27 protein-coding genes are annotated in these 25,880 nt (G+C 40.3%); 20 read left to right on the plus strand and 7 right to left on the minus strand.

From position 1 onward, the window contains the following. Positions 1-373 precede the first annotated feature (373 nt). Complete coding sequence (locus JOC76_RS17840) at positions 374-523, plus strand: hypothetical protein (RefSeq protein WP_205179756.1); 150 nt, start codon at positions 374-376, stop codon at positions 521-523. A gap of 102 nt (positions 524-625) precedes the next feature. Further along, positions 626-1,066 (plus strand): YueI family protein, encoded by a 441-nt coding sequence (locus JOC76_RS17845; RefSeq protein WP_307784740.1) that lies wholly within the window; start codon positions 626-628, stop codon positions 1,064-1,066. 47 nt (positions 1,067-1,113) lie between these two features. On the opposite strand, the gene JOC76_RS17850 is transcribed toward JOC76_RS17845, so the two are convergent. Beyond that, positions 1,114-1,569, minus strand: coding sequence for an OsmC family protein (locus tag JOC76_RS17850; RefSeq protein WP_205179760.1), 456 nt, complete (start codon positions 1,567-1,569; stop codon positions 1,114-1,116). Between the two features lie 93 nt (positions 1,570-1,662). On the opposite strand from JOC76_RS17850, the gene JOC76_RS17855 reads away from it, so the two are divergent. The 4 genes from JOC76_RS17855 to gatB all read left to right on the plus strand — a co-directional run bounded on the left by JOC76_RS17855 (position 1,663) and on the right by gatB (position 5,529). Further along, on the plus strand, positions 1,663-2,142 hold the full coding sequence (locus JOC76_RS17855; protein WP_205179762.1) for a VanZ family protein: 480 nt from the start codon (positions 1,663-1,665) through the stop codon (positions 2,140-2,142). Positions 2,143-2,323: 181 nt separating this feature from the next. After that, complete coding sequence (gene gatC, locus JOC76_RS17860; RefSeq protein WP_205179764.1) at positions 2,324-2,617, plus strand: Asp-tRNA(Asn)/Glu-tRNA(Gln) amidotransferase subunit GatC; 294 nt, start codon at positions 2,324-2,326, stop codon at positions 2,615-2,617. A gap of 12 nt (positions 2,618-2,629) precedes the next feature. Beyond that, positions 2,630-4,087 carry an Asp-tRNA(Asn)/Glu-tRNA(Gln) amidotransferase subunit GatA gene (gatA, locus tag JOC76_RS17865; RefSeq protein WP_205180010.1) on the plus strand — a complete coding sequence of 486 codons (1,458 nt, stop codon included), beginning with the start codon at positions 2,630-2,632 and terminating at the stop codon, positions 4,085-4,087. Between the two features lie 14 nt (positions 4,088-4,101). Next, the gene (gene gatB, locus JOC76_RS17870) at positions 4,102-5,529 is read left to right on the plus strand and encodes an Asp-tRNA(Asn)/Glu-tRNA(Gln) amidotransferase subunit GatB (protein WP_205179766.1); all 1,428 of its coding nucleotides are present in this window, start codon (positions 4,102-4,104) and stop codon (positions 5,527-5,529) included. A 1,006-nt stretch (positions 5,530-6,535) separates the two neighbouring features. Here the strand turns inward: gatB and JOC76_RS17875 are convergent. Beyond that, positions 6,536-6,967 (minus strand): VOC family protein, encoded by a 432-nt coding sequence (locus tag JOC76_RS17875; RefSeq protein ID WP_205179775.1) that lies wholly within the window; start codon positions 6,965-6,967, stop codon positions 6,536-6,538. 180 nt (positions 6,968-7,147) lie between these two features. On the opposite strand from JOC76_RS17875, the gene JOC76_RS17880 reads away from it, so the two are divergent. Together JOC76_RS17880 and JOC76_RS17885 are read left to right on the plus strand one after the other, a co-directional pair. Then, positions 7,148-7,684, plus strand: coding sequence for a DUF1697 domain-containing protein (locus tag JOC76_RS17880; RefSeq protein ID WP_205179777.1), 537 nt, complete (start codon positions 7,148-7,150; stop codon positions 7,682-7,684). A gap of 16 nt (positions 7,685-7,700) precedes the next feature. Next, positions 7,701-8,249 (plus strand): thioredoxin family protein, encoded by a 549-nt coding sequence (locus JOC76_RS17885; protein ID WP_205179779.1) that lies wholly within the window; start codon positions 7,701-7,703, stop codon positions 8,247-8,249. A 200-nt stretch (positions 8,250-8,449) separates the two neighbouring features. Here the strand turns inward: JOC76_RS17885 and plsY are convergent, their stop codons facing one another. Continuing rightward, entirely contained in the window at positions 8,450-9,064 is a 615-nt protein-coding gene (plsY, locus tag JOC76_RS17890; protein ID WP_205179787.1) for a glycerol-3-phosphate 1-O-acyltransferase PlsY, read from the minus strand. Between the two features lie 444 nt (positions 9,065-9,508). Between plsY and JOC76_RS17895 the strand changes: the two genes are divergently transcribed. From JOC76_RS17895 to JOC76_RS17935, 9 genes are all read left to right on the plus strand, one after another. Next, the gene (locus JOC76_RS17895; RefSeq protein ID WP_205180012.1) at positions 9,509-10,054 is read left to right on the plus strand and encodes an RNA polymerase sigma factor; all 546 of its coding nucleotides are present in this window, start codon (positions 9,509-9,511) and stop codon (positions 10,052-10,054) included. Next, positions 10,051-10,515 carry a hypothetical protein gene (locus JOC76_RS17900; protein ID WP_205179789.1) on the plus strand — a complete coding sequence of 155 codons (465 nt, stop codon included), beginning with the start codon at positions 10,051-10,053 and terminating at the stop codon, positions 10,513-10,515. The genes JOC76_RS17895 and JOC76_RS17900 overlap by 4 nt, the downstream gene beginning before the upstream one ends. Beyond that, positions 10,512-11,597: a DUF6677 family protein gene (locus JOC76_RS17905; protein ID WP_205179791.1), complete on the plus strand. Its 1,086-nt coding sequence runs from the start codon at positions 10,512-10,514 to the stop codon at positions 11,595-11,597. The genes JOC76_RS17900 and JOC76_RS17905 overlap by 4 nt, the downstream gene beginning before the upstream one ends. An 84-nt stretch (positions 11,598-11,681) precedes the next feature. Further along, positions 11,682-12,599: a hypothetical protein gene (locus JOC76_RS17910; RefSeq protein ID WP_205179793.1), complete on the plus strand. Its 918-nt coding sequence runs from the start codon at positions 11,682-11,684 to the stop codon at positions 12,597-12,599. Between the two features lie 92 nt (positions 12,600-12,691). Continuing rightward, positions 12,692-13,636: a diacylglycerol kinase gene (locus tag JOC76_RS17915; protein ID WP_205179795.1), complete on the plus strand. Its 945-nt coding sequence runs from the start codon at positions 12,692-12,694 to the stop codon at positions 13,634-13,636. Between the two features lie 210 nt (positions 13,637-13,846). Then, positions 13,847-14,392, plus strand: coding sequence for a cysteine hydrolase family protein (locus JOC76_RS17920; RefSeq protein ID WP_205179797.1), 546 nt, complete (start codon positions 13,847-13,849; stop codon positions 14,390-14,392). A gap of 65 nt (positions 14,393-14,457) precedes the next feature. Further along, entirely contained in the window at positions 14,458-15,930 is a 1,473-nt protein-coding gene (locus tag JOC76_RS17925; protein ID WP_205179799.1) for a nicotinate phosphoribosyltransferase, read from the plus strand. Between the two features lie 243 nt (positions 15,931-16,173). After that, a complete protein-coding gene (gene rlmD / locus JOC76_RS17930) occupies positions 16,174-17,544 on the plus strand; it encodes a 23S rRNA (uracil(1939)-C(5))-methyltransferase RlmD (RefSeq protein ID WP_205179801.1) in 1,371 nt (456 codons plus the stop codon). Positions 17,545-17,766: 222 nt separating this feature from the next. Beyond that, a complete protein-coding gene (locus JOC76_RS17935; RefSeq protein WP_205179803.1) occupies positions 17,767-18,381 on the plus strand; it encodes a hypothetical protein in 615 nt (204 codons plus the stop codon). A 91-nt stretch (positions 18,382-18,472) separates the two neighbouring features. On the opposite strand, the gene JOC76_RS17940 is transcribed toward JOC76_RS17935, so the two are convergent. Beyond that, positions 18,473-18,793: a hypothetical protein gene (locus JOC76_RS17940; protein ID WP_205179806.1), complete on the minus strand. Its 321-nt coding sequence runs from the start codon at positions 18,791-18,793 to the stop codon at positions 18,473-18,475. Between the two features lie 197 nt (positions 18,794-18,990). On the opposite strand from JOC76_RS17940, the gene JOC76_RS17945 reads away from it, so the two are divergent. After that, on the plus strand, positions 18,991-19,539 hold the full coding sequence (locus JOC76_RS17945; RefSeq protein WP_205179808.1) for a helix-turn-helix domain-containing protein: 549 nt from the start codon (positions 18,991-18,993) through the stop codon (positions 19,537-19,539). Between the two features lie 28 nt (positions 19,540-19,567). Then, a complete protein-coding gene (locus JOC76_RS17950; protein WP_205179810.1) occupies positions 19,568-20,194 on the plus strand; it encodes a YczE/YyaS/YitT family protein in 627 nt (208 codons plus the stop codon). A 437-nt stretch (positions 20,195-20,631) separates the two neighbouring features. On the opposite strand, the gene JOC76_RS17955 is transcribed toward JOC76_RS17950, so the two are convergent. The 3 genes from JOC76_RS17955 to JOC76_RS17965 are packed head-to-tail and all read right to left on the minus strand — an operon-like array spanning position 20,632 to position 24,364. Further along, positions 20,632-21,978, minus strand: coding sequence for an MFS transporter (locus JOC76_RS17955; protein WP_205179812.1), 1,347 nt, complete (start codon positions 21,976-21,978; stop codon positions 20,632-20,634). 56 nt (positions 21,979-22,034) lie between these two features. After that, on the minus strand, positions 22,035-23,564 hold the full coding sequence (locus JOC76_RS17960; protein WP_205179814.1) for an FGGY-family carbohydrate kinase: 1,530 nt from the start codon (positions 23,562-23,564) through the stop codon (positions 22,035-22,037). A gap of 23 nt (positions 23,565-23,587) precedes the next feature. Further along, positions 23,588-24,364 carry an SDR family oxidoreductase gene (locus tag JOC76_RS17965; RefSeq protein ID WP_205179816.1) on the minus strand — a complete coding sequence of 259 codons (777 nt, stop codon included), beginning with the start codon at positions 24,362-24,364 and terminating at the stop codon, positions 23,588-23,590. 218 nt (positions 24,365-24,582) lie between these two features. On the opposite strand from JOC76_RS17965, the gene JOC76_RS17970 reads away from it, so the two are divergent. After that, complete coding sequence (locus JOC76_RS17970) at positions 24,583-25,707, plus strand: ROK family transcriptional regulator (protein ID WP_205179818.1); 1,125 nt, start codon at positions 24,583-24,585, stop codon at positions 25,705-25,707. Positions 25,708-25,880: the final 173 nt, after the last annotated feature.

Consider the following 25,880-nt stretch of genomic DNA (forward strand, 5'->3'; position numbering starts at 1 on the left):
TACTCGGGGATAAGGAGAGAATACTCTCGAGAGGTGTGGTTACTCTCGGATAAGACGACGATACTCTCGGATAGGGCGCGTGTACTCGCGGATAAGGAGAGAATACTCTCGAGAGGTGTGGTTACTCTCGGATAAGACGATGAAACTCTCGACTAGGGTGAGTGTACTCGCGGATAAGGAGAGAATACTCTCGAGAGGTGTGGTTACTCTCAGATAAGACGACGAAACTCTCGGATAGGGCGCGTGTACTCGCGGATAAGGAGAGAATACTCTCGAGAGGTGTGGTTATTCTCGGATAAGACGACGATACTCTCGGATAGGGCGCGTGTACTCGCGGATAAGGAGAGAATACTCTCGAGAGGTGTGGTTATTCTTGGATGAGGAGAGGATACTCTTGGATGAGACGACGATACTCTCGGATGGGGTGAGTGTACTCTCGGATAAGAAGGCAATACTCTCGGATGATGTGCGGATACTCGCGCTTAAGATAAAAACTCTCGGTAGAGGAAGCTCACTGGCGTAACCCCAAAATACTGGCGTCGCCACCCCAACTGCCCAAAACCATGTTTGGTACGGAACACTTTTTCCTGTATCATCATACATAATAATAGCCTTTTACATGGAGATGATAACATTGGAAAGGAAAACCGTTGAAGACGTCTTGCAGCAAGGCATCTACGGACCATTGGAAACCAAACCAGAAGAGCGCCGCAAATACCTAGGAACCTTACGCGAGCGAATCATTCTCGCACTAACCAAAAGCCAGGTTGCGGAAACGAACCCTTATCCCGAAGTCCAGCAATCCATGAAGGAGTATCCTAAGGCACAGCTTTTACTAAATGGAAACATGACCTATGAAGAGCTATCCAAATACGTAAAACTAGCTGCTAAAAATAAAATTGAACATAAGATTGTAACCAATAAAGAGCATGACACAGATATCGGGCTAGTGTTAACTATGAACCATGCAATAGACAAAGAAGAGATATACATCACCAAAAAAGTACAGATTACGGAAATGCATGCAGAAAAAAAGAGTCTTTTTGCTAAATTATTTAGGCGATAAAAAGAAAAGTGTGTGATTCAACTAGACAATCACACACTTTTCTTTTGCTATTCAGCAACAGCCACTTCAACCTTAGCCTGCAGTTCCATCTTCACATTCCCTTGAATCGCGCGGCTGATCATACAGGAGGTTTCCGCTTTATGAGTGAGCTTTTCTGCTAATGCCACCTCTTTTACAGACGCATTCGCCTTCAAGACTACATGTGGACGATGAATTATTTTTAAATAAGTAAAAACGCCTCCGGTTACATCGACAATTCCCTCTGATTCCATTGTTAATGATTCCTTCTCGAGCCCAGCCCGCTCCATCATCGCTGCAAGGGTAATAACGTAACAAGTTGCAGCAGCTCCAAGGAGCATTTCATCCGGATTTGTACCCACACCCGGTCCGTCCATCTCCGGAGGGATGGATATTTTTGTTTTTAAATTTCCAGACTCGATTTCGCCAATATCATTTCGTAGGCCCGGCCAGTTGGCTGTTAAGTGAAAGTGATGCTCTGCCATGCAAAATTCCTCCAACTTAGAATTTTATCCCCACTTCATTAGACAACTATGTTATGGTATTGTTTGATACTTAAAAAATGGAGCAGTAAATAAATGAAAATCATTTCAAAAATCGTCCTATTTTTTATACTGTGTATATATATAGCCGTACTTTCGAAATTTATTTTATTCAAATATATTCCGTTATCGCAAATAATTGAGCATTTTAATTTTACATATGATGAATACCATTGGCGGGACAATAACTTTGTACCCTTTAAGACGATTAAATTCTATTTATACCTAGCAGATGTTAACCCAAGTATCCGAATTGAGAATTTGGCAGGGAATATCATTGGTTTTTCGCCATTCGGTTTTATCTTACCATTGCTTTCAAAAAGATTTCAAAAATTAAGCAGGGTCACTCTTGCCACCCTTTTTTTTAGTTTAACCTTTGAAATGATTCAACTGATTTTTGAATTTGGCAGTTTTGATGTCGATGATATAATCTTAAATACCATAGGTGGAATCTTAGGTTATATACCTATTAAAATAATTTTGTCCATTGTGAAGTACAAGGGAAAAACCCAATGACTCTTTTATTCCGAGCCACGGGTGTTTTTTCACGCAGTCACACATCCTATTTGTTAAAATATAAAATCATAATCTAAAACTCTTTCTGTTTGTTAATACTGAAGAATGAATCATTGCGGTAACGCAGAAAAGTCTGGTATTATCAATTATAAAATGATAAAGGGAAAAGGAGGTCAAAATGATGTCACGAATTTCAAACGAGCAAGTAAAACACGTTGCTAACCTGGCACGATTAGCTGTTACGGAAGAAGAAGTCGAAAAATTTACAAAACAATTGGACAAGATTATTACTTTTGCAGAACAGTTAAATGAATTGGATACGGAAAATGTAAAGCCTACATACCATGTCCTTGATATGAAAAATGTATTGCGCGAGGACGTTCCACAAAAAGGATTGCCACGTGAAGAAGTACTTAAAAATGCACCGGAGCATCAAGACGGTCAAATTAAGGTACCATCGATTTTGGGAGAGTAAGGAGTGAAAAAAGTGAGTCTTTTTGATTATAAAGTTTCAGACCTTCATGAATTAATACATAAGAAGGAAGTAACCGTGTCCGACCTTGTGGAAGAATCGTATAAGCGAATCGGCCAGGTCGAAGAGAAGGTTCAGGCATTTTTAACCCTGGATGAAGAAAGAGCCCGGGCAACTGCAAAGTCACTAGATGAAAAGATGAACTCTGGTGATTCACGAGGCCTGTTATTTGGCATGCCGATTGGTGTGAAAGATAACATCGTTACCAAAGGATTGCGCACTACTTGTGCAAGTAAAATCCTTGAAAATTTTGATCCGATTTATGATGCAACGGTCGTTCAGAAATTGCAGCAAGCGGAAACCGTCACGATTGGTAAGTTAAATATGGACGAGTTTGCGATGGGATCATCAAACGAGAATTCTCACTATCAAAAAACACGTAATCCGTGGAACCTCGAGCGAGTACCAGGTGGTTCTTCAGGTGGTTCCGCAGCATCGGTAGCTTCAGGGGAAGTCCTTTTTTCCTTAGGTTCTGATACTGGTGGTTCAATCCGTCAGCCGGCGTCTTTTTGCGGTGTCGTAGGGATGAAACCAACTTATGGTCGTGTATCTCGCTTTGGTCTAGTTGCCTTTGCTTCATCGCTTGACCAAATCGGACCAATTACAAGAACAGTAGAAGACAATGCCTATTTATTACAAGCGATTTCTGGATTAGACCCAATGGACTCCACATCTGCAAATGTTGACGTTCCTAATTTTGCGTCTGCCTTAACAGGTGATATTAAAGGTCTAAAAATTGCGGTGCCAAAAGAATACTTAGGTGAGGGTGTAACAGAAGCGGTTCGCCAATCTGTCATGAATTCATTAAAGGTTCTTGAAAGTCTTGGCGCTGTCTGGGAAGAAGTTTCCCTGCCACATTCAAAGTACGCACTAGCGACCTATTATTTACTTTCCTCATCTGAAGCGTCAGCCAACCTAGCCCGTTTTGACGGTGTTCGTTATGGCTATCGTACTCAAGATGCAGAAAGTTTAATTGAATTATACAAAAAGACACGTGCAGAAGGTTTCGGTGACGAGGTTAAACGCCGAATTATGCTTGGTACGTTCGCACTTAGCTCAGGTTATTATGATGCTTATTATAAAAAAGCACAGCAGGCTCGGACGCTAATTAAAAAGGATTTTGAAGATGTATTTGAAAACTATGATGTGATTGTTGGACCGACAACACCAACCCCTGCGTTTAAAATTGGGGAAAACATCGATGATCCGTTAACCATGTATATTAATGATATTTTAACAATTCCAGTAAACCTTGCGGGCGTACCGGGAATTTCGATTCCATGCGGGTTTGACGCAGGGTTACCGCTAGGATTGCAAATCATTGGTAAGCATTTTGATGAAGCGACCATTTATCGAGTTGCCCATGCGTTTGAGCAGGCAACAGACTTTCATAAACAGAAGCCGGAATTGTAGGAGGTGGAGAAACAATGGAATTTGAAACAGTGATTGGACTTGAGGTCCATGTTGAGTTAAAAACCGATTCAAAAATTTTTTCAGCGAGCCCAAACCACTTTGGCGCTGAGCCCAATACCAATACAAGTGTAATCGACCTTGGTTACCCGGGCGTCCTGCCTGTCCTCAATAAGAAGGCAGTTGAATTTGGCATGAAGGCAGCCATGGCCTTGAATTGTCAGGTTGCCACACATACGAAATTTGACCGAAAGAATTATTTTTATCCGGATAACCCGAAAGCTTATCAAATCTCACAATTTGACCAGCCAATTGGCGAGCATGGCTGGATTGAAATTGAAGTGAATGGCTATACAAAAAAAATCGGTATCACACGAATTCATTTAGAAGAGGACGCTGGCAAGCTGAACCATGAAAAAGGTTATTCCTTGTGTGATTACAACCGTCAAGGAACGCCGCTAGTCGAAATCGTTTCTGAGCCGGATATTCGCACACCGGATGAAGCCTATGCTTACTTGGAAAAATTAAAATCAATTATCCAATATACAGGTGTTTCCGATTGTAAAATGGAAGAGGGATCACTTCGCTGTGACGCCAATATTTCCATCCGTCCATTTGGACAGGAAGAGTTCGGAACGAAAACCGAATTAAAGAACTTGAATTCATTCAACTTTGTCCGTAAGGGTCTTGAATATGAAGAAAAACGCCAGCGGGAAGTGGTTTCTTCAGGCGGAACCATCGACCAGGAAACACGCCGTTTTGATGAAGCAACTGGGTCCACAATTTTAATGAGGGTAAAAGAAGGGTCAGACGACTATCGTTACTTCCCTGAGCCAGATTTGTGTGATTTATATATCGATGAAGACTGGAAGGCACGGATTCGTGCTGAAATCCCTGAGCTTCCGGACCAGCGCCAAAAGCGTTATATTGAAGAGCTTGGCTTACCTGTTTATGATGCCAAAGTATTGACGGTAACGAAAGAAATGGCCGATTTCTTTGAGGCGACAGTTAGCGGCGGTGCTGATGCGAAGCTTGCTTCGAACTGGGTTATGGGTGATGTGTCTGCATACTTAAATGCTGAGAGTAAAGAACTTGATCAGGTGGCGCTAACTCCGGAAGGGTTAGCAGGCATGATTAAGTTGATTGAAAATGGAACGATTTCTTCTAAGATTGCCAAAACTGTTTTTAAAGAGTTAATTGAAAATGGCGGCGATGCGGAGCAAATCGTGAAGGATAAAGGACTTGTGCAAATTTCGGATGAAGGCACACTTCTTAAGATTATTGCAGAAGTACTTGATGCTAATCCGAAATCAGTGGAAGATTTCAAGGATGGAAAAAATAAGGCCGTTGGTTTCTTAGTTGGTCAGTTGATGAAAGCGACTAAAGGGCAAGCCAATCCGCAAATGGTCAATAAATTGTTACAACAGGAATTACAAAAACGATAATAGGGAAGCTGGCAGAATTGATTCTGTCAGCTTTTTTATTGGGTGTGCTGCTTGAAGACAATATCGGTAGAAAAGGAAGCAAAGTGTCTACAAGAAGGGTCTTTGAGGACAAAATCAATAAAAGAATGAAGCGAAGTGTCTACAAGAAGGGTCTTTGAGGACAAAATCAGTAAAAGAACGAAGCAAAGTGTCTACAAGAAGGGTCTTTAAGAACAAAATCAGTAAAAGAACGAGCGAAGTGTCTTCAAGAAGGGTCTTTGAGGACAAAATCAGTAAAAGAACGAAGCGAAGTGTTTTCAAGAAGGGTCTTTGAGGACAAAATCAGTAAAAGAACGAAGCAAAGTGTCTTCAAGGAGGGTCCTTGAGGACAAAATCAGTAAAAGAAGGAAGCAAAGTGTCTTCAAGAAGGGTCTTTGAGGACAAAATCAGTAAAAGAACGAGCGAAGTGTCCTCAAGAAGGGGCTTTGAGGAAGAATCAGTATAAGAACGAAGCAAAATGTCTCCAGGTAGGTTCCATGGTCTAATCACATCATAATTTAAAATCGTCAATGAACTCATAAATCAAAGTCTTTTATTATAGTGTATGTCGAAACATGTCTCGACATTCTTTTCCCGGGAAATGGGGGAAAGTCTTTTGGTTGTAAGGGTAATTGTGTTTTTAAACAAACGTTTAGTTAATAAGAGATATTAGGGTGATGTGTCGAAGCGTGTTGTGTGTGACTAATCTCAGCATTAATCATGGTTGCATCTTCTCGCAGCATTACGTATAAATGGACCTAAACCCAATGCTTATAAGGGTTTTAGTAGATTTAAACAAACGTTTAATTAGTTTCTATCTTTCTACAAAATTTTTGAGGATTTGGTTCCTGAAATCTAGGTGTATCAACGGATTAAGGGATTTTAATTAAACGTTTGTGTAGTATTTTTTACCAATTTAAACAAACGTTTAATTAGTTTTTTGCAAAGATTAAGACAAAGAAAAACGAGGATGTTGGCCTCCTCGTTTTTAAAAAGAAATCATTGCTCCGCGTTCGTCAAAGACAGAGCTTGGATTCCAGGCAACTTCCCAGAGGTTCTTTTCAGGATCGGCAAAGTAAGCTGTGCGCCCGCCCCAGAAAGCATTACTTGGTTCTCTTGTAATGATCCCTCCTACTTGACGGATTTGTTCAATGGTAGAGTCTACTTGGTCGGGCTTTTCAACATTAATAGCAAAAGTTACAGGACGGAAGGTTTCAGGGGGGGATGAGAATTCAACTCCTGAATCTTTTGCTAGTTCCGCAATTGGAAAAATTGAAAGCAAGACGCCGGCTGTTTTAAAGACAGCATAATCATCAGAACTAGACTCTGTTTGATCCCAACCTAAAGAATTATAAAAAGATCGAAGTACTGGTAAGTTATAAGCTCCAATTGTTAGTAAACTTACTCTTTGTGGGACCATATTTTCATTCCTCCAATTTAGTTTTGTTAGTAGATAATGTTCTTCAACAGTGACTAGTTTCCTTTAAATTTAGAGAAAAATTAAAAATGCCTTTGCCGAAAAGCGTTTCCTTAGTTTAATCACGTCACAAAATGGTAAGATTTAGTTAAGTGGGTATCTCAAAGGATGCGAGGCTAAAGAATGACTATTTTTATAGCGTTGTTAAGAGGCATTAATGTTGGCGGGCATCATAAGATAAAAATGGCAGATTTGAAAAGTCTATTAGAATCGATGGGCTTACATAAAGTAAAAACATATATACAAAGTGGAAATGTTTTGTTTGAGTCGGAAGAGGAGGAAGCCCAGCTTACTAAGCGAATGGAGGAAAAACTAAATCATACCTTTGGTTTTCCTGTTCCAGTTGTTTTAAGAACGGCTGAGGACCTTCATCAGATCACCCTCGATTGTCCCTATTCTAGTGATACATGGAAAGAGGGGGAAAGTGTTCAAGTAGCTTTTTTAGGCGGAGAGCCTTCTCAAGAGGGCGTTGACCACATGTACACCTATAATAATGAAACAGAAGAATGCAAAATCGAGGGCAGGGAAGTTTACTTTTATTTCCGCAAAAGTATTAGGGATTCAAAGCTGGCAGCACAGCTTCCAAAACTCGGGGTTACAGCAACGGTCCGAAATTGGAAGACCGTTATTAAACTGGCAGACCTGTCAAAAACAATTTAACGGGAGGATTTGCAAGATGAATTTAAATCAATGGTTTGAAAAAGGAATGGCAGCGGACGAGTACATCGGTTCTATGAAAAAGAATAAAGATGAAATGCTGTCCATTTATGAGAAATTCCGTTTAACAGCAGAGGATCAAAGCAAACTGGAGGCTTTAAAGGAGCAGCGCCTGAGGGTCATTGCTCTAACAGAGGATTGGTGTGGGGATGCGCTGCTGAATAACCCGATTTTGATGAAGATAGCTGAGGCAGCAGGTATCCAACTACGTTTTCTCCTCCGTGACCAAAATCTCGAGCTAATGGACCAATACCTGACCAATGGCACTTCACGAGCGATTCCTATTTACATTTTTCTAAATGAAGAAGGAACGGAGAAGGTGGTATGGGGACCAAGGGCACCTGAAATGCAGACGCTTGTAACGGAGAAACGCGCGGGGCTTCCGGATAAGGATGCACCTGATTTCCAGGAGAAGCAAATGGCGTTATATAAAGAGTTAAGGGAATCGTATCAGAAGGATGCAGGGATTTGGCAAACGGTAGCTGATAGCATAATTTCAAAGCTTTAATAAAGGTGAGGGGCACTTCCAAATGGAAGGCCCCTGTTTTTAATGATAAAAAAGTATAAAATCGACCTTTGAAAATTGTCTAGCTCCAGCGCCTAGCCCCTCGAGGTCTTAAGCCACTCCCATAATTGAAGGCAAAAAGCGCCTTCCTTTTGGAAACGTCTTAAGCTTTCCGGGGCTGCTCAAGGCGCTTGCGCTTCTTATTACATGCTCTTTGGCGGGATGCGGTCGCTTTTTATATTTTTATCGTTGATTTTCGGTTCAATGCCAAGAATGAAGTTACGTATGTTGGAGCGGTGTAAGTATAGTAAAAAAAGTGAGAATAATAAAAAGATAAGTTCTAATTCTAGTTTAGGGGAGATGAATGCATAAATCAGCATGCTAAGACCAACCGAGATAGACCCTAAAAATACATATTTGGTTAGGAAAATGACTAGGAAGAAGGTAATGTAGGCGATGATGAGTAAGGGAATGTTGGTCATCAACAGGGCGCCGGCAGTAGTTGCGATCGCTTTACCGCCGCGAAAGCCTGCAAAAATGGGAAAACAGTGGCCAACGACGGCCATGAGACCAAAGAATAACGGTTCGGCATCAAGATGAAAGTAGATTGGCAGATAGGCAGCTAAGGCGCCTTTTGCCAAATCAATGAAGAGGACGAAAATAGCCCATTTCTTTCCAAAGACTCTTAGGCTGTTGGTAGCTCCTGGATTTTTGCTTCCCAGTTCACGTATATCGACATCAAAAAACAGCTTGCCTACTATTAAGGCGGTTGGAATGCTTCCAAGTAAGTAGGAAGCCAAGAGTAACAACCAGAACAATTGCATCATCCCCTCAAAAAGGATTTCCTATTAGAATTCTATCATACTATTTGTTAATTATAACAATTGCGAGACGTCAGGAATGTTCGCATGATGCAGGGCAGACTTTGGTCAAGTTGCTTATAGCTATGCAAGTTAAAGAGAAGATATACCTATGGCATTAATGGATAGCCTTCAGCTGCAGGACTGATGCCTTTTAAAATACCGTAAGAGAGTGCCATTTTTGTGTCTCAAGAATAACAGAATAGTAACCTTGAAACGTTTGAGGAAAGTGCCTTGCACGTTTTTTTGTTGTTCGATTTATTTAGTTGGAGTATGACCAAATTTTTACAAATGACTTGTTAAGATAAAAAAGTCGTATTAATTTTTTTATTTTGTGTAGGGGTAGTTGAGTGGAGTTTCGTCTATTGATGTGAAAGAGATAAAAGAAAGGGGGAGAGAACGATTAGTGATATAGATTTAATTGAAAGAGTGCTTGCTGGCAATGACCATGCCTTTCGCCTTTTGGTCGAGAAGTATCGCAATGATGTGTTCCGGACCATCTTTGCTATTCTTCGCGATTCAAAGGAAGCAGAAGATGCTTCACAGGAAGTGTTTATGAAACTTTATAACTCTCTCTCCCGATATGAAAATCAAGGGTTTAAAACGTGGATGACACGCATTGCCGTTAACCATGCGATAGATGTAAAGCGGAAACAGGAAAGGCGCAGAGAGGATGTTGTAGGCGCCTTAGAACAGCAGGAGTTAGGAACTCCAAGGGATAGTGTGGAAAAGGAAGTTATCGCCTTTGATCAACGCCGTCTGGTTCAGAAGAAGCTGAATGAGGTACCGGAAAATTACCGGGAAGTGATTTATGGTTTTTACATAGAGGAAAAGAGCTATCAGCAAATGGCGGAAGAACAAAATGTTCAGGTGAAAACGATTGAAACCAAATTGTACCGGGCGAGAAACTGGATGAAAAGGAATTGGAAGGAGGACGATTTTTCATGAAGCATTATAGTTACGCAGAATGGCAGCAATACGTGAAGGACGAGATGGGTAATAGTCTCCGTGAAGAGTTGGAAGGTCATCTTTATACATGTGATCAATGTCTAGACATATACCTACAAGCTGTAACAGCAAATGAAACATCCCTGCCAACCCTTCCAAACGAAACCCAATTCACTGACCGCGTAATGGAAATGGTGCCTGTCACCAATTGCAACGTTAGCAAAGTGGAAATAACCAAAAGGGTGCCTGACACCCGGTTGTTTCATTATTTGCTGGCGGCGGCTGCGACTCTGTTACTAATGTTTACGGGGGTGTTTCAGACGCTGGCTTCGTATACGAGTGCGTTTGAGAAACCGATGATTCAGGAAAAGAAGCCTAAGCCTTCTGTGACGGAAGGAGTTATCAATAGGACATTTGCATGGATGGATTCGATAGAAAAGAAGGAGGCAATTAAGAAATGAAAAGTTCAACCAAGGCATTAACATTATCGCTTTTTCCCGGGCTAGGTCATATTTATTTTGGTAACACCATACGCGGGGTTCTGTATTTACTTTCGGTGGTTGGACTGGCATTTATAACGATTATTTCATTAATCACCAATAACAAGGAATTTGCCATCTTAGCTTTTTTAGCCGGAATCTTTATATATTTGGTCAGCTTTATCGATATGGGTGTCCAAATTTCGAAACAAAAAAAGGCACAACTCGCGGAAGGGAGCTCAAATCTTGAAAATCAAAATAAAGCCTCTCAGGATTCAGAACGCTTCTACACAATTGTCCTTTCCTTTATCCCGGGGCTAGGGCACTTTCAAATCGGTCTCATGAACAGGGGCTTAACACTGTTAGCTTCGTTTTTAGGGCTGGGCGTTATGGTGATGTTCGTAACGGCCATGTCCAATCGCGCAGAGTTTATGGTTTTCTTGGCAGTATTGCCGATTATCTGGGTTTATGGATTCTTTGATGCCGTACAGCAGGTGAATAAAAAGCAGCGCGGCGAAGAGCTCGTGGATCGAACCATCTTTGAGGACTTTGAAATGCGTCGGGAAGACGGCAAAAAGAGTAAATCAATTGCCACCTTTCTTTCCATCTTCCCAGGAGCGGGACATCTTTATTTAGGCCTGCAGCGCCGCGGAATCCAGTTAATGGCGGCATTCTTGTTCTCTATTTATATCCTAGATGTTTTAAGACTCGGAATCTTCTTGTTTTTAATTCCAATCATCTGGTTCTACAACTTCTTTGATGCCATGCAAAAAGTCTCCAGATACGGAGTAGAACAGGTTGAGGATGAACCGATTATTGCGTATTTCCTTAACCACCAAAAATGGGTTGGAATTGGACTTGTCTTGTTAGGTGTTTACTATTTATTTATGAACATCCTGCTGCCAGCCTTTTCACCCATCATCAACCGATTAATTAACGTGGATATCATGTATTGGATTCAAGGATATTTCCAAACCGCACTTGTATGTGTCCTCTTGATTGGCGGTGGAATCAAGCTTTTATCCGGAAGTAAACAAAAAAGGGAGGTAAAGAGCCATGAGTAAGTGGGGACGCAGAATGGCAGGCTTTGTGCTGATTGGAGCCGGAATGGGGTTCCTTTTTAGAAAAAGAAAGGGGGAACATAAAGAATGAGGACTTGGCGCGTTGGAACATTTTCGATGGGAGCCTCGCTTATTATGCTCGGTCTTTTCCTTTTCTTTTCAAAGTTTCTCGGTTTGCAGCTAGCTGAAGTTTTAATGGCTTGGTGGCCGGTATTACTGGTGGTTTTGGGTGGTGAAATCCTAATCTACTTATTCCTTTCACGCCAGGAACAGCCGTTCTTAAAATATGATTTTCTCAGCATTTTCTTTGTGGGCCTTATTGGTACAGCGGGTATTATTTTTGCTGTCCTCAGCTCAACGGGAGTTATGGGCAAGGTGGAAGATGTAATGGCGAGGGAAGTGCGGTCCTATAATCTCCCAAATTTTAATTATAAAACGGATGACAGCATAAAACGTGTAGTAGTAAGAACAGTTGGTTATGATATGACGGTAGAAGCAACGGAGAGTAAAGAGGTCTCCATGTTTGGAACCTACAGAGTAGAAACCGCGAAAAAAACAGCTCTATTAAAAAATGCCCAAGATATTGTTACTGCTAATCAGAAGGGAGATACACTTTATCTTAATTTTAAGATGCTTCCCGAAGATGCTGGTCTGTTCCATTCACAGGGGATTCTAGCGGCAACACTCCTCATTCCTAATCATCTCAAGCTTGAAGTGGTCGGAAATACGGATTCGCTTAGCTTAAAGCCGCGCACGATAACAAACGATTGGAATATTGACAGTACCTCGGACGTAACGGTTAATGTATTGAAAAATAGTAATTTATCTGTAGAGACGACCGATGTTGAGCAACTGCAAGGGAAGGAGTGGAACATCAAGGAGGAACCAAAGGGTAGCGACGAGTTAAATGCGACTTTAAAAAATGCGGTATATCAATCAGGTGAAGGTAAATATCGTATTCATATTAGCAATGCTTATGATGTTAACTTGAATGCAAATCAATAATTGATTCCAATATATTTGTAAGCTCGAATAATAATTGGTAGAATATTGAACTGACAACGCCAATTGTTATTTAAAAATTAGGATGATGATGAATGAAAAGAGCAAGACTTATATACAATCCTACTTCAGGAAGAGAAATTCTGAAGCGTAACTTACCGGAAATTTTAGAAAAACTGGAGATGGCCGGTTATGAAGCGTCCTGTCATGCCACCACTAGTGCAGCAGGAGATGCTACTCAGGCCGCAAGACTGGCAGTGGAACGCCAATATGATGTGGTCATTGCAGCAGGCGGCGACGGCACGATACATGAAGTAGTAAACGGCCTAGCTGAACAAGAATATCGACCTAAATTAGGGATTATCCCGGCTGGAACAACCAATGATTTTGCCCGAGCCCTTCAAATCCCTAGAGATATCGGGACAGCAGTGGACATTATCACCAGAGGGGAACTCATTCCTGTAGATATTGGCCGGATTAATGATCGTTATTTTATTAATATCGCTGGCGGAGGCCGGATAACTGAAATTACATATGAAGTGCCCAGCAAGTTAAAAACCATGCTCGGGCAGCTTGCTTACTATTTAAAAGGGATGGAAATGCTTCCGTCCATTAAGGCATCCGATCTCAAAATTGAGTACGATGGGAAGCTGTTTGAAGGGGAAGCGATGATGTTCCTTGTGGGGTTAACGAACTCGATTGGAGGATTCGAAAAGCTTGCACCGGACGCTTCCATTAATGACGGTTTATTCTCTTTATTGATTTTGAAAAAGGTAAACCTGGCTGAGTTTATTCGGATCTCGACGCTAGCCGTCCGCGGGGAGCATGTTAATGATCCGAATGTTATTTATACCCAGGCGAACCGCATTAAGGTTTATTCGGAAGAGAAAGTCCAATTAAATTTAGACGGAGAGTTTGGCGGTCTGCTTCCTGCAGAGTTTGAAAATCTTTACCGTCATCTGGAAGTGTTTGTACCTCTTGATGATATTCGTCCAAATGACCGTCCAACTGATTGGATATCAGGTACACGATATAGTTAAGAAAAACGGAGGCACCTTGCACAGGGAAAAAAGTAGTTCATTTTTTCCTAGGGGCTTATGACCCGAGCTCCTAGGCGCTGGGGCTAGACAATTCTCAAAGCCACTTTTATAATTTCTAATCTTAAGGTCCGTTCCTCATGGAGCGGACTTTTTTCCATATTTTATGTATAATGGTTGCACTAGATTGTGTTAAGGAGAGGAGTCCAAAAAATGAGGGCGTTCATTAATATTGATTATACATACGATTTTGTTGCCGATGCCGGTGCTTTAACTTGTGGAGTGCCAGGGCAAAGGATTGAAGGGAAGATTGTGAAGCTGACAAAGGAATTTATTCAGAACGGGGATTATGTGGTTTTTGCTATTGATGTTCATGATAAGGGAGATGAGTTTCACCCGGAAACGAAGTTATTCCCGCCGCATAATCTAAGAGGAACGTCTGGACGTGATCTTTTTGGTGCTCTTCAGGGTGTTTACGAGGAAAATAAACAGCGTGAAAATGTGGCTTATCTGGATAAAACCCGCTACTCAGCCTTTGCAGGAACGGATCTCGAAATCAAATTGCGCGAACGGGGAATTACGGAGGTTCACCTTGTAGGTGTATGTACGGATATCTGTGTGCTCCATACGGCGGTTGATGCCTATAACAAAGGCTTTAAAATTGTTGTCTATAAAGATGCTGTAGCTTCCTTTAACCAAGCAGGCCATGAATGGGCGCTCGGCCACTTTGAGCAAACCCTCGGTGCTATGGTGAAATAGATTACGAAATGTTATTATTAGTTATAATAATTAATAAGCTGTAATAGTATTCCGGAGGTTTTATGATGAAACACATTTATGAGGATGATAGTTTATCTCTGCATACTGATTTGTACCAGATAAATATGGCAGAGACGTATTGGAGAGATGGCATACATAATAAACGAGCGGTCTTTGAACTGTTTTTCCGTAAGATGCCGTTTGGTAACGGCTATGCTGTTTTCGCTGGCCTAGAAAAGGTGATTCAATTTATTCAAGGGTTTCGTTTTAGTGAAGATGATCTTGAATATTTGAAAAATGAAGTTGGTTATAAGGAGGATTTCCTCGACTATTTAAAAAATATGCGTTTTACTGGAACCATTCGCTCTATGCAAGAAGGCGAACTTGTTTTCGGCAATGAGCCAATCTTACGTGTGGATGCACCCCTAGGTGAAGCACAAATCATTGAGACGGCCTTACTTAACATTGTGAACTATCAAACATTAATCGCGACCAAAGCTTCAAGAATTAAGCAGGTAGTCGGTGATGCAGTGGCAATGGAATTTGGGACTAGACGGGCACAGGAAATGGATGCCGCCATCTGGGGGACTAGAGCAGCTTATTTAGCCGGCTTTGCTTCAACTAGTAACGTGCGGGCAGGAAAATTGTTTGGCGTTCCTGTATCCGGAACACATGCCCATGCGATGGTTCAAGCTTATAAGGATGAATATATAGCATTCCACAAATATGCGGAAACACATAAGGACTGCGTTTTTTTAGTTGATACATATGATACTCTTCGCCTTGGCGTACCAAATGCGATTAAGGTAGCGAAGGAATTAGGAGATAAAATTAATTTCATCGGGATTCGCCTGGACAGTGGTGATCTTGCCTATCTATCAAAAGAGGCTCGGAAAATGCTCGATGATGCTGGTTTTCCAGATGCGAAGATTGTGGCTTCAAGTGACCTGGATGAATATACCATTATGAATTTGAAAGGGCAAGGGGCAAGAATTGACAGCTGGGGAATTGGAACGAAGCTGATTACGGCCTATGATCAGGCAGCACTTGGAGCTGTTTATAAAATTGTCGCGATTGAGGATGATAATGGCGGATTAGAAGATACGATTAAAATTTCTTCCAATCCTGTTAAGGTTACGACCCCAGGAATGAAAAAGATTTACCGGATTATTAATAATACCAATCACCATGCCGAAGGGGATTATATTGCGATGGAAGATGAAGTGCTGCCGGAAAAACGGCTCCGCATGTTCCACCCGACCCATACGTTCATCAATAAAATTGTAACCAACTATACGGCAAAAGAACTCCATGTGGATATCTTTAAAAATGGTGACCTTGTTTATGAAGTACCTTGTTTAGAGGAATCCCGTGACTATTTAAAGCAAAATCTAGATGCTCTATGGGATGAGTACAAGCGAACCATGAACCCGGAAGAGTATCCTGTTGATTTGAGTCAAAAGTGCTGGGATAACAAGATGAGAAATATTGAAGAAGTCAAAGAAAAAGTAGCGGCGATGAAAGCAGAAGAAGTATAATTTTGGGGGGCGTCTGGACAGGGCGTCCCAAATTTTTTGCAGTTTGGCGGAATTAATGCTTAAATCGGCGGAAAAGCGGGGAGATTGGGCTGAATCGGGGATTTAGGTGGAATTATTAAGCATGTACGTAAGAATAGTTGCAAATAAATCTGGCGGAATCCCTCCTCTATAAGGTCCATTTCGTATTCCCGCCCATTGTGTGTTACAATCTTTCTAGTCAATTCGGAGAAAAGGAAGAAGTAAATGAACAAAACCATACCAGTAACTAAAAATGAATATATAGATGTTGTATTCGAAGATTTAACCCATGACGGTGCAGGGGTGGCAAAGGTGGATGGGTATCCATTATTTATCCCGAACGGCTTACCTGGTGAGAAGGCAAAAGTGAAAGTAATTAAGACTGGTAAAAGCTATGGGTTTGGAAGATTAATTGAGCTTTATGAAAAAAGCCCGTACAGGGTGGATATACCAAGCGATGACCTTCAAAAATACGGTGGCTGCCAGCTCGAGCATATCAGTTATGAAGGCCAGTTAAAATATAAGGAAAATCAAGTCCGAGAGGTGCTGACCCGAATTGGAAAGCTTGAGAATGTAGTCGTGCATCCCATTCTCGGAATGGAAAGCCCATGGCATTACCGGAATAAAGCCCAGGTACCCGTTGGTGCAAAAGATGGCAAATTGATTGCTGGCTTTTACAAACCAAGAACCCATGAAATTGTTGATACGGATGAAAGCTTGATTCAACTGTCAGAAATTAATGAAGCGGTTCAAACGATAAAGGAAATTTGCAATAAGCTGGCGATCCCCGCTTATCACGAGGAGACTCATAAAGGAGTTCTTCGTCATATAATGGCCCGCTATGGAAAGCAAACTGGTGAACTCATGGTCGTTATCATTACTAGAACACCTGATTTGCCGCAGAAGGATAAGCTGGTTGAAGAAATTGTGGCTCGGCTCCCAAAGGTGAAGTCAATCGTTCATAATGTAAACTCAAAGCGTACGAATGTAATCTTAGGGGAGAAAACGAAGGTACTATGGGGAAGTGAGGTCATTTATGACTATATAGGCGACGTGAAGTTTGCCATCTCCGCTTTGTCGTTTTACCAAGTGAACCCGGTGCAGACAAAAGTACTTTATGATAAGGCACTTGAATATGCCGATTTAAGTGGTGAAGAAACAGTAATTGATGCGTATTGTGGGATTGGGACGATTTCGTTATTTTTGGCTCAAAAGGCTAAGAAAGTTTTCGGTGTGGAAGTGGTACCGGAGGCGATTGAAGATGCGAAGCGAAATGCGGAGCTGAATGGCCTTACCAATACTGAGTTTGCTGCTGGCGAATCAGAGGTTGTGATTCCAAAGTGGTACAAGGATGGCAATGCAGCTGATGTCCTTGTTGTGGACCCGCCCCGTAAAGGCTGTGATGAGGCTTTGCTAAGGACGATTATTGACATGAAGCCAAAGAAAGTGGTGTATGTATCCTGTAACCCTGCGACGCTGGCAAGGGACTTAAGAATTCTTGAGGATGGCGGGTACAAAACGGTTGAGGTTCAGCCGGTTGATATGTTTCCAATGACGACGCATTGCGAAGCAGTTGCGAAAATAGTATTAAAATAAACAGAAACCGAACTAGGTTTCTGTTTATTTTTTTGGGACTTGGGGATCTAAGGTAAAACCCGAATGTAACATAATGGATGTTTTGTTACATTGGACAATGCTGTTTAAGACTGTCTATTTTATACTTTTGTGAATTATTGCTTGCTGTGTCACAAGAATACAAGCAGAAAGGACAATATGTCTATATAATATAGTATTTTACAAGAAAGGAGATGCTTTTGTTTGAGTGATAGTAAAAAAAGGTCTAATTCAAAAAATTGTTCACGTTGCGATAAGAATCCGTGTTGTTGTCCAATCGAAAATACTAATAGGAATACTTTCAACCCAACAATTAACGTCAATCCCGTAATTAATATTTCACCTACACCAGTTAACGGTGAACAAGGATTGCTAACAGAATTTGATGGAAGTGTATTACCGGGAACTGATTTCGTTAATATACCTATTGGATTGTCACCTATTACTATAGGGACAGCCACTTTGCATATAAATGATCCGAGTGATCGCGTTTTGTTACATGCAACGATTCAATCCATAAATCCTAATCCTTTTGCTTTATCTATACAATTTTCTATATTCCGCAATGGAACTGAAATATATAGCACGATCGATAATATCCCTCCATTAGTAGAATTTATTTCAGCTACAACAACTGGTTTTTCATTCTTAGATAAGACACCTTTAGCTGAGGTCCCTCCCTCAGGGTTAGTCCTATATGAACTCAAAACGGGAAACTTACGAAGTGATGTATCTTTCTTTGTCGGCGGTTCCAGTGATACAAATTTTATCGTTTTTACTGCTTCCAAAATCAAAGCCAACAATCCAACCAACCCATAACTTGTTTGTTCCAACGTTTAAGTTAATAAAAAAGCGATTGCTACGGTGCAGTCGTTTTTTTGATTCCAATACTCTACTCGGTTAATAGAGCTTAAAATTTAAATTCTATCCCGTTTTCTATATAGATTGTATTTGGTAATCCGGTTTGGTTTACCAAATATTCAAATACATCTTTTGCTGTTCCTCTGGTTTTCTCGCTCAGACCTAAGTTGTCAAACAAGCGCGCATAGCAGCGGATGATCAACTTATCATTGTCTTTTAAGAGATGATAATAGACGGTTTCCTTGTGTATTTTCGAAAAACAGTTGATAAATAGATATTCATCTGTTGGTTCGATACCTTTTAACAAAAATTCTTTTTGAGCTATTCGCGTTATTTCGGCGATTTGTTTCTCTGATAAATGTATTCTCATACCTGCTCACCATCTTTTTTATTGATCAGCATTCCACCTGTATTAGTATACTAGAAATCGGGAACGCCTGTTACAAAAGATGGGGATAGCTACGGCGGTCCCTTTTCTTATGCAGGAAATACTTGACAAACCACTCGAAACACAGTAATCTTTCCACTATAGTGAATACAATTTACTATAGTGTTTAGGAGGTGCGTATGATTTCAGCAAGCGAAACGATTAGTAGAAATATAAAAAGAATTCGGCAAGAAAGAAATCTTACATTAGATGATTTAGCTCTATTAACTGGTGTCAGCAAGAGTATGTTGAGTGAAATAGAACGGTGCACAAAAAGCCCTACAATATCTGTCCTTGAAAAAGTATGTGAGGGGATTAATGTTCCACTCTCTCAACTTACGCATACCGAAACGCCTCAAGTATCTATTACCACAAATGATACGGTAAAACATTATTCTGCATGGGATGGATTTGAATTATTTGTTTTATTTGAATTTGACCCAAATAAAAAGTTTGAAATATTTCGTCATGTCATTAATCCCCATTCTGAACGTGCGTCGGAGCGCCATGTATCAGGTATCAGGGAATATATTATCTGTACGAAGGGCGTTTTTAGTGTACAAATTGAAGACAAAACGTTTCATTTGCAAGAAGGTGAAGCAATACAATTTCTTGCAAATTGCAAACATAAATATATGAACTTAACAAATCAAGATGTACATATTGTTATGCTTCTATATCATGAATAGGAAGGGGGATTCTACTATAAATAACTATGTGAAAAGAACAATTAAGTTGATATTTGGACTTTTTTTATATGCACTCGGCTCTTTTTTTAGTATACAGGCTAACATAGGCTTAGCCCCTTGGGAAGCATTCAGTATGGGGGGGGCTTATCTGACCCATATATCGTATGGTAATATCGTTGTCATTTCTGGCTTTGTTATCATTGCAATTGATTTTGCGCTTAAAGAAAAAATTGGATTTGGTACAATTCTTAACGCTATACTCATAGGAAAGTTTGTGGATTTGATCCAATTTGCCAATATTGTTCCTTTGATGTCCAATATTTGGCTTGGCATACTAATGCTCCTGTTAGGACAAGTTGCTATCTGCGTTGGAAGCTATTTTTATATGAGTGCATCCCTCGGTTGTGGACCCCGTGATGCACTCATGGTTGCACTTGGAAAGCGTATGCCAAAAGTACCCATAGGGGCAATACGAGGTTTAATAGAAGGTACTGTTCTCATTATTGGATGGCTGTTAGGTGCAAAGGTTGGCATTGGCACAGTAATATCTGTATTTGGTATTGGACTTATTTTGCAATTCACTTTTAAATTACTACGCTTTGATGTAAAAAATATTCAGCATGAGAGTGTAGCTGATACAGTAAAAGCAATGTAATCGAAGTGAAACTAGGTGTTTCGCATTATATTACAAGTGCGATCTAAATTATAGTTTGGTTATATGCTTATTATTGCGTGTATGTAGAAAAATTGTGGAGGTTTTCACTTAACCAATCAAGGGCTTAAGTTGAACAGGTGTGTTTTCTGAGAGGAAAAAGTCTGAAAAATGTTGATAAACCCACCAACATCTATTGTGTTGTCAATTACAGTCCACACATGTGAAGTGCTATTCACTACTGATATTAAAATAATTAAAAATGTGGCCGTGTATTTAAAAATCTCTTTGCATAGCAGAGAGATTTTTTTGATTAAAGCATGCCGTAAAAAAGGAAGAAGCAGAGAGACATTGCTCTCCACTTTTCTTCACACTATACAGATTAGTCAGTGGCATTTGGGTTATAGCTTTCTTCTTAAATCAAGATATTTCCCCATGCATCACCCAACATTTTGAATTGGACTTTCTTCTGAACGGCGGCGTTCAAGTTCTATATCCATTTCTGCCCGTTTACCATCGAGTTTGTAGGGAATCATAGTGATTCCAATCAGTACACAGATGACAAGTGGTACCCAGATAAAGCTTATTTCAATATAATTTAAAGCGGTTGCATTTTGTTTAACATTTGGAATATACCCCCCCATTTTCAGAAGTGCACCTACAAGTGCACTCCCAAGACCCAAGCTTACTTTTACAAAAAAGCCTTGAAAAGCTGCAATCATCCCTGCAATACTTCGATTATTTTTGTACTCTGAATAATCAATGATATCTGGTTGAATTGCAAAGGTTGTGCCGAAAATACCATAAATTCCGAGCCCGGTTATTGCTAAACCTGTAATCAGTAAGACTGGTGATGTCTTTCCGAAATAAATCACTAAATCTCCAGCAATATAAATGAGCGTACTTAGAAGCAATACATTTTTCTTCGGCATTTTCTTTTGAAGCCAAGGTAAAATCAGCAGCATTGGCAGACCGGAGAGAATTCCAAATAGCCCTACAAACGTGAGCCAATCCGTATGTCCTAGATTATAAGTGAAATAGTAGATAACAGTTGAATTTCTAATTACAAAAAGAGCAAAATAGAGAAAATTTAAGACAAAGAAAATTAGGGCATGGCCAGTCAATCCTTTAAAATCCTTTTTAAAAGAGGATTTCCCGGTTTGGACGGACGGCGGAACCACTTCTTTTGTATTCATAAAAGTAAACAAAAATACAAACACAGCTGCGATGCCGTAAACGGTCATCGTAACCAAATAACCTTTATGGTTATCTCCATGACCAAAGAAATTAACTAGCGGTGTAGTAATCGACATGACTAAGGCGGTTCCAATTAACGCACAAATCATTCTAGTCGATACTAACCAGTTGCGTTCATGGTTATCTGAGGTTAGCCTTGGAACAAGTGTATTTAATGGTATATTTACTACCGAATAAGCGATATTCAATAAGCAATAAGTGATATAAGCCCATAGAATTTTTCCTGACATACTGAAATCAGGAACAATAAAGGTCATGATTGTAAAGACAGCAAATGGAATTGCTCCAATCAGGATATAGGGCCTTCCTTGCCCCCACCTAGTATGAGTTCTATCAACCAATAATCCCATACCTGTATCGGCAAAAGCATCTATGACTTTGGTCACTAACATTAAAGTACCGGCAACGGTTGCGGTGATTCCAAAGACATCCGTATAAAAAAACAGCAGGTAAGACGCCATTGTACTAAATACGAGGTTGCAGGCGAAATCGCCAGCCCCGTATCCAATTCTTTTTTTCCATATATTCATCTGCATCACATATCCTTTTTTAATATTGGAATATTGGTTTAAAGCAAATGCTCAAACTATATTGTAGAGAGTCTTGTCAACGTTTTCATATCAGACTTTAAATTTTGATAGATAGATTTATAAACTTGGTAATAGTCATTATATTTTTCATGATTCTGTTGATTTGGCAAAATCTTTTGATCTAGCACTTGCCACTTCTTCACATCTTCATAAGATAGAAGACCTGTTCCAATTCCAGCAAGCATTACATCCCCCATATTCGCTTCTACATCATGAATTGGACAGACAACTGGGTAGCCTGTGACATCGGCAAAGATTTGTCTCCACAATTTTGACTTGGCGACGCCACCAGCAAGCAGGATATATTCTCCGAGATTTTCACCCGTCGCTTCCATAGCATTCCGTAATGAAAAGGCAACCGCTTCTAAAAAGGCACGATAAATATGCGCTTTTGTGTGTGCTAATGAAAGTCCTACAATGGTTCCTTTTGCATCGGAATCCCAAACCGGACTTCTTTCTCCCATAAAGTAAGGAAGGACAACCAACCCGTTGCTTCCAACTGGAATGTCTGCGGCCAGTTCATTTAATACTTCATATGCATTTTCTCCACCCGCTTTTTCTGCTTCCAATTCATATTGACACATTGTTTGACGGAACCATTTCACAATCGCTCCAGCTGTAGCTCCGCCAGCAAAATAATAGGAAAGTCTTTTCGCATCATATAAATACGGCCAAACAATCAGATCTTTTCCTTTTACTGGTTGATCGGAAATTAAGGCTGCACACATCGAAGTACCAATGGCTGCTGCATAAATCCCCGATTCAAATACACCGAGACCGATATTAGCTGCGCCGCAGTCAATCCCACTGGCGATCACTGGCATTCCTTCAGAAACTCCTAACTCCGCTGCGGCCTCTTTTGTCAATCTACCGACAATATCAGTAGATTCTACGATTTTTTCTGGCATCATCGAAAGAGGAATTCCCATCGCATCCATCATTTCTTTTGACCAGGTCCGGTTATTCATATCAAAAATTCCGCCGATATTACCTGCAGAGGAATAATCAATTGCAATTTCTCCGGTCAGTTTATAAATGACATAATCGTTTGGCGGTAGGAAGAGCTTGGTTTTCTTCCAGTTTTCCGGTTCATGATTTTTCATCCATAACATTTTTGTATAACCGTAATAGGGATCAGCGCCATTATGGGTAATTTTGAGAAGGCTTTCTTCTCCAATCTGCTCCAAGACCCACTTTGTTTCCTCTTCTGCTCTGCGGTCCATCCAAATCATACACGGCCTGACAGGTTCCATATTTTCGTCCAATGGAATTCCGGAACCCCCATATAGTCCGCTAATAGCGATTCCACGGATGTTTTCTGCAGGTATACCTGATTTTTGTACCGTGTTTTTAATCGATGTTTTTGTAGCATTAAGCCATATATCTGGCCACTGCTCTGCCCATAATGGCCTTGGTGTTAACACATCGTATTCCTGTAGATCTTGAGCAATCAGATTGCCCTCAGTGTCCATTAGGATCGTTTTGGTACCGGACGTCCCGATATCTGTACCGAGTAAGTAATTCATAGATATGTCCTCCTAGGAATCTATTAAATGCAAGTGAAAGCGCCATCGATGACAAAATCGGATCCTGTTGTAAAGCTGCTAGTATCTCCTGCAAGATACACACAAATGGACTGAAGTTCTTCTGGTCTGCCCATTCGGTGAAGCGGTGCCATTTCATTCCACTGTTCGATCAATGGCTGTAAGCTTGGTGAATTTAAGGTAAGTTCTGTTCCGATATATCCTGGGCTGATACAATTTACGCGCACATTTCTGGTTGCCCATTCCACTGCCAGCGATTTGGTTAACTGGATGACTCCTGCTTTAGAGGCATTGTACGAGCACTGCGGCTGCGGTACATTGACAATATGTCCTGACATTGAAGCGGTATTAATAATGGAACCGCCGCCTTGTTTTAACATGACTTTTCCAGCTGCTTGAGCTGTTAAAAATACACCGGTAAGATTAATATCAATGACTTTTTTCCACTGATCAAAGGTCATTTCCTCTGCGGGTATATTCATGCAGATTCCAGCATTACAGAAGGCAACATCTAAACGGCCAAATGATTCTAGGATTGTTTCGATCATGGCATCTACATCTGCTGGGTTGGTGACATCTGCTTTGATGGCAATCGACTTGATCCCATTATTTTCTTCAAGTTCTTTAGCTGTCTTTGTAGCTTCCTCAATATCTAAGTCTACAATGGCAATATCTGCTCCTGCTTCTGCAAAAGCGGTTGCAACACTCTTACCAATACCCCTTGCTCCACCGGTTACAAAAATTTTCTTTCCGTCCAATCTCATTTTTTCAATAATCCCCATATATACCATTCTCCCTTTTGTTAATTTATTTTGTAAAATACTTTTATAAAATACATTTATATAATATAGCTATTTTTTCTGATAGTCAATAAATATAAAAGTTAAAATTGGCAAATACTTTTTGACAAAGCTGTGATTGAAACTGCTCTTGTGATATATTTAAAGAGTTAAAGTAAATCTTTTTATAAAATTAGTTTGTAAAATGAGGTAATTTTCCCATGGAAAATAGCATTACGTTTAAAGATATAAAAAAAGGCAATTACTCATCGATCTACCATCTCATTTATCAAAATGAGAAGCTTTCGAAACAAGAAATTGCCAATCAACTTCATTTGAGTTTACCGACAGTTACTCAGAATCTCGTTCGCTTAGAAAAAGAAAAACTGATCGAGAAGAGAGGGCAGCTTGAATCTTCTGTTGGCAGGAGAGCAACAGCTTATGCCATCTGTCCTAAGGCTCGTATTAGCATTGGGGTAGAGATTCAGAAAAAGACTGTCCAAATTCTAGCGATAGATTTACTTGGACAGGCAATTCAGCAAGAGAGACTTACGAGGGACTATGCCAATGAAGACCGTTATTACAAAGAGGTAAGCCAAGCTGTAAAGTCTTTCATCACTTCTCTTGATGTGGCACAAGAGCAGGTTCTAGGTATCGGTTTTGCTGTTCAAGGTTTAACTTCCAATGATGGAAAAAAAATCACTTACGGAAAAATATTAATCTCTACAGGATTAGATATACAAGTGTTTTCAAAATATCTCCCATATCCATGTATGTTTTTACATGATGCCAAGTGTGCGGCGACAACAGAGTTGTGGGTAAGAAATGATATTGGCGATGCGGTCTATCTATCAATTGGTCCGCACCTTGGGGGTGCGATTATCATAAATAGTCAAATTTATATGGGAAAAGAAGGGCATAGTGGAACGGTTGAACATATGACGATTGATCCTGATGGTCCAGCTTGTTACTGCGGGAAGAAAGGATGCATGGAAACGTTTAGCTCTGTTAATGCGCTGCTAGATGAAGATGAAACATTAGAATTCTTTTTCCAAAAGGTACGTTCTAAAATCCCTTCTTATGTGAAGAGGTGGAATTCCTTTTTAGATCATTTAGCCATTTCGATCAACAATATCCATCTTGTCTTGAATAGAGAATTTATTTTAGGAGGCTATCTATCTCCATACTTAACGGAGGAGGATATCGAAACTCTTCATGAAAAAGTAAATGAAAAAACGGCATTTCCTAGCAATGCCCCATTTATATATATCAGCCATTCACCGGTAAAAGGAGTACCTTTAGGCGCCGCTATACCATTTATTCAATCATTTTTGAATGAAATTTAATAACGAAGGATCGCTTTTCCTTATTCCAATATCACGGGGTATCTTGAACAAGACTTCAGTATACAATGGGGAGTTTTTATAGAATGTTGAGTGTGTCGCGCAACTCATTTTAAAAGAAGGCAACTAACCCTTTGGGTGTTGCCTTTTAACTTGTTCACATAATTGTAGAAAAG

This window comes from Neobacillus cucumis, from assembly GCF_016908975.1.
Classification (GTDB): domain Bacteria; phylum Bacillota; class Bacilli; order Bacillales; family Cytobacillaceae; genus Neobacillus; species Neobacillus cucumis.

Coding starts and splice junctions, on each gene's coding strand:
- JOC76_RS17845 (WP_307784740.1), top strand. CDS start 626: ATGATAACATTGGAAAGGAAAACCGTTGAAGACGTCTTGCAGCAAGGC.
- JOC76_RS17850 (WP_205179760.1), bottom strand. CDS start 1,569: ATGGCAGAGCATCACTTTCACTTAACAGCCAACTGGCCGGGCCTACGA.
- JOC76_RS17855 (WP_205179762.1), top strand. CDS start 1,663: ATGAAAATCATTTCAAAAATCGTCCTATTTTTTATACTGTGTATATAT.
- gatC (WP_205179764.1), top strand. CDS start 2,324: ATGTCACGAATTTCAAACGAGCAAGTAAAACACGTTGCTAACCTGGCA.
- gatB (WP_205179766.1), top strand. CDS start 4,102: ATGGAATTTGAAACAGTGATTGGACTTGAGGTCCATGTTGAGTTAAAA.
- JOC76_RS17875 (WP_205179775.1), bottom strand. CDS start 6,967: ATGGTCCCACAAAGAGTAAGTTTACTAACAATTGGAGCTTATAACTTA.
- JOC76_RS17880 (WP_205179777.1), top strand. CDS start 7,148: ATGACTATTTTTATAGCGTTGTTAAGAGGCATTAATGTTGGCGGGCAT.
- JOC76_RS17885 (WP_205179779.1), top strand. CDS start 7,701: ATGAATTTAAATCAATGGTTTGAAAAAGGAATGGCAGCGGACGAGTAC.
- JOC76_RS17900 (WP_205179789.1), top strand. CDS start 10,051: ATGAAGCATTATAGTTACGCAGAATGGCAGCAATACGTGAAGGACGAG.
- JOC76_RS17905 (WP_205179791.1), top strand. CDS start 10,512: ATGAAAAGTTCAACCAAGGCATTAACATTATCGCTTTTTCCCGGGCTA.
- JOC76_RS17910 (WP_205179793.1), top strand. CDS start 11,682: ATGAGGACTTGGCGCGTTGGAACATTTTCGATGGGAGCCTCGCTTATT.
- JOC76_RS17915 (WP_205179795.1), top strand. CDS start 12,692: ATGAAAAGAGCAAGACTTATATACAATCCTACTTCAGGAAGAGAAATT.
- JOC76_RS17920 (WP_205179797.1), top strand. CDS start 13,847: ATGAGGGCGTTCATTAATATTGATTATACATACGATTTTGTTGCCGAT.
- JOC76_RS17925 (WP_205179799.1), top strand. CDS start 14,458: ATGAAACACATTTATGAGGATGATAGTTTATCTCTGCATACTGATTTG.
- rlmD (WP_205179801.1), top strand. CDS start 16,174: ATGAACAAAACCATACCAGTAACTAAAAATGAATATATAGATGTTGTA.
- JOC76_RS17940 (WP_205179806.1), bottom strand. CDS start 18,793: ATGAGAATACATTTATCAGAGAAACAAATCGCCGAAATAACGCGAATA.
- JOC76_RS17945 (WP_205179808.1), top strand. CDS start 18,991: ATGATTTCAGCAAGCGAAACGATTAGTAGAAATATAAAAAGAATTCGG.
- JOC76_RS17955 (WP_205179812.1), bottom strand. CDS start 21,978: ATGAATATATGGAAAAAAAGAATTGGATACGGGGCTGGCGATTTCGCC.
- JOC76_RS17960 (WP_205179814.1), bottom strand. CDS start 23,564: ATGAATTACTTACTCGGTACAGATATCGGGACGTCCGGTACCAAAACG.
- JOC76_RS17965 (WP_205179816.1), bottom strand. CDS start 24,364: ATGGGGATTATTGAAAAAATGAGATTGGACGGAAAGAAAATTTTTGTA.
- JOC76_RS17970 (WP_205179818.1), top strand. CDS start 24,583: ATGGAAAATAGCATTACGTTTAAAGATATAAAAAAAGGCAATTACTCA.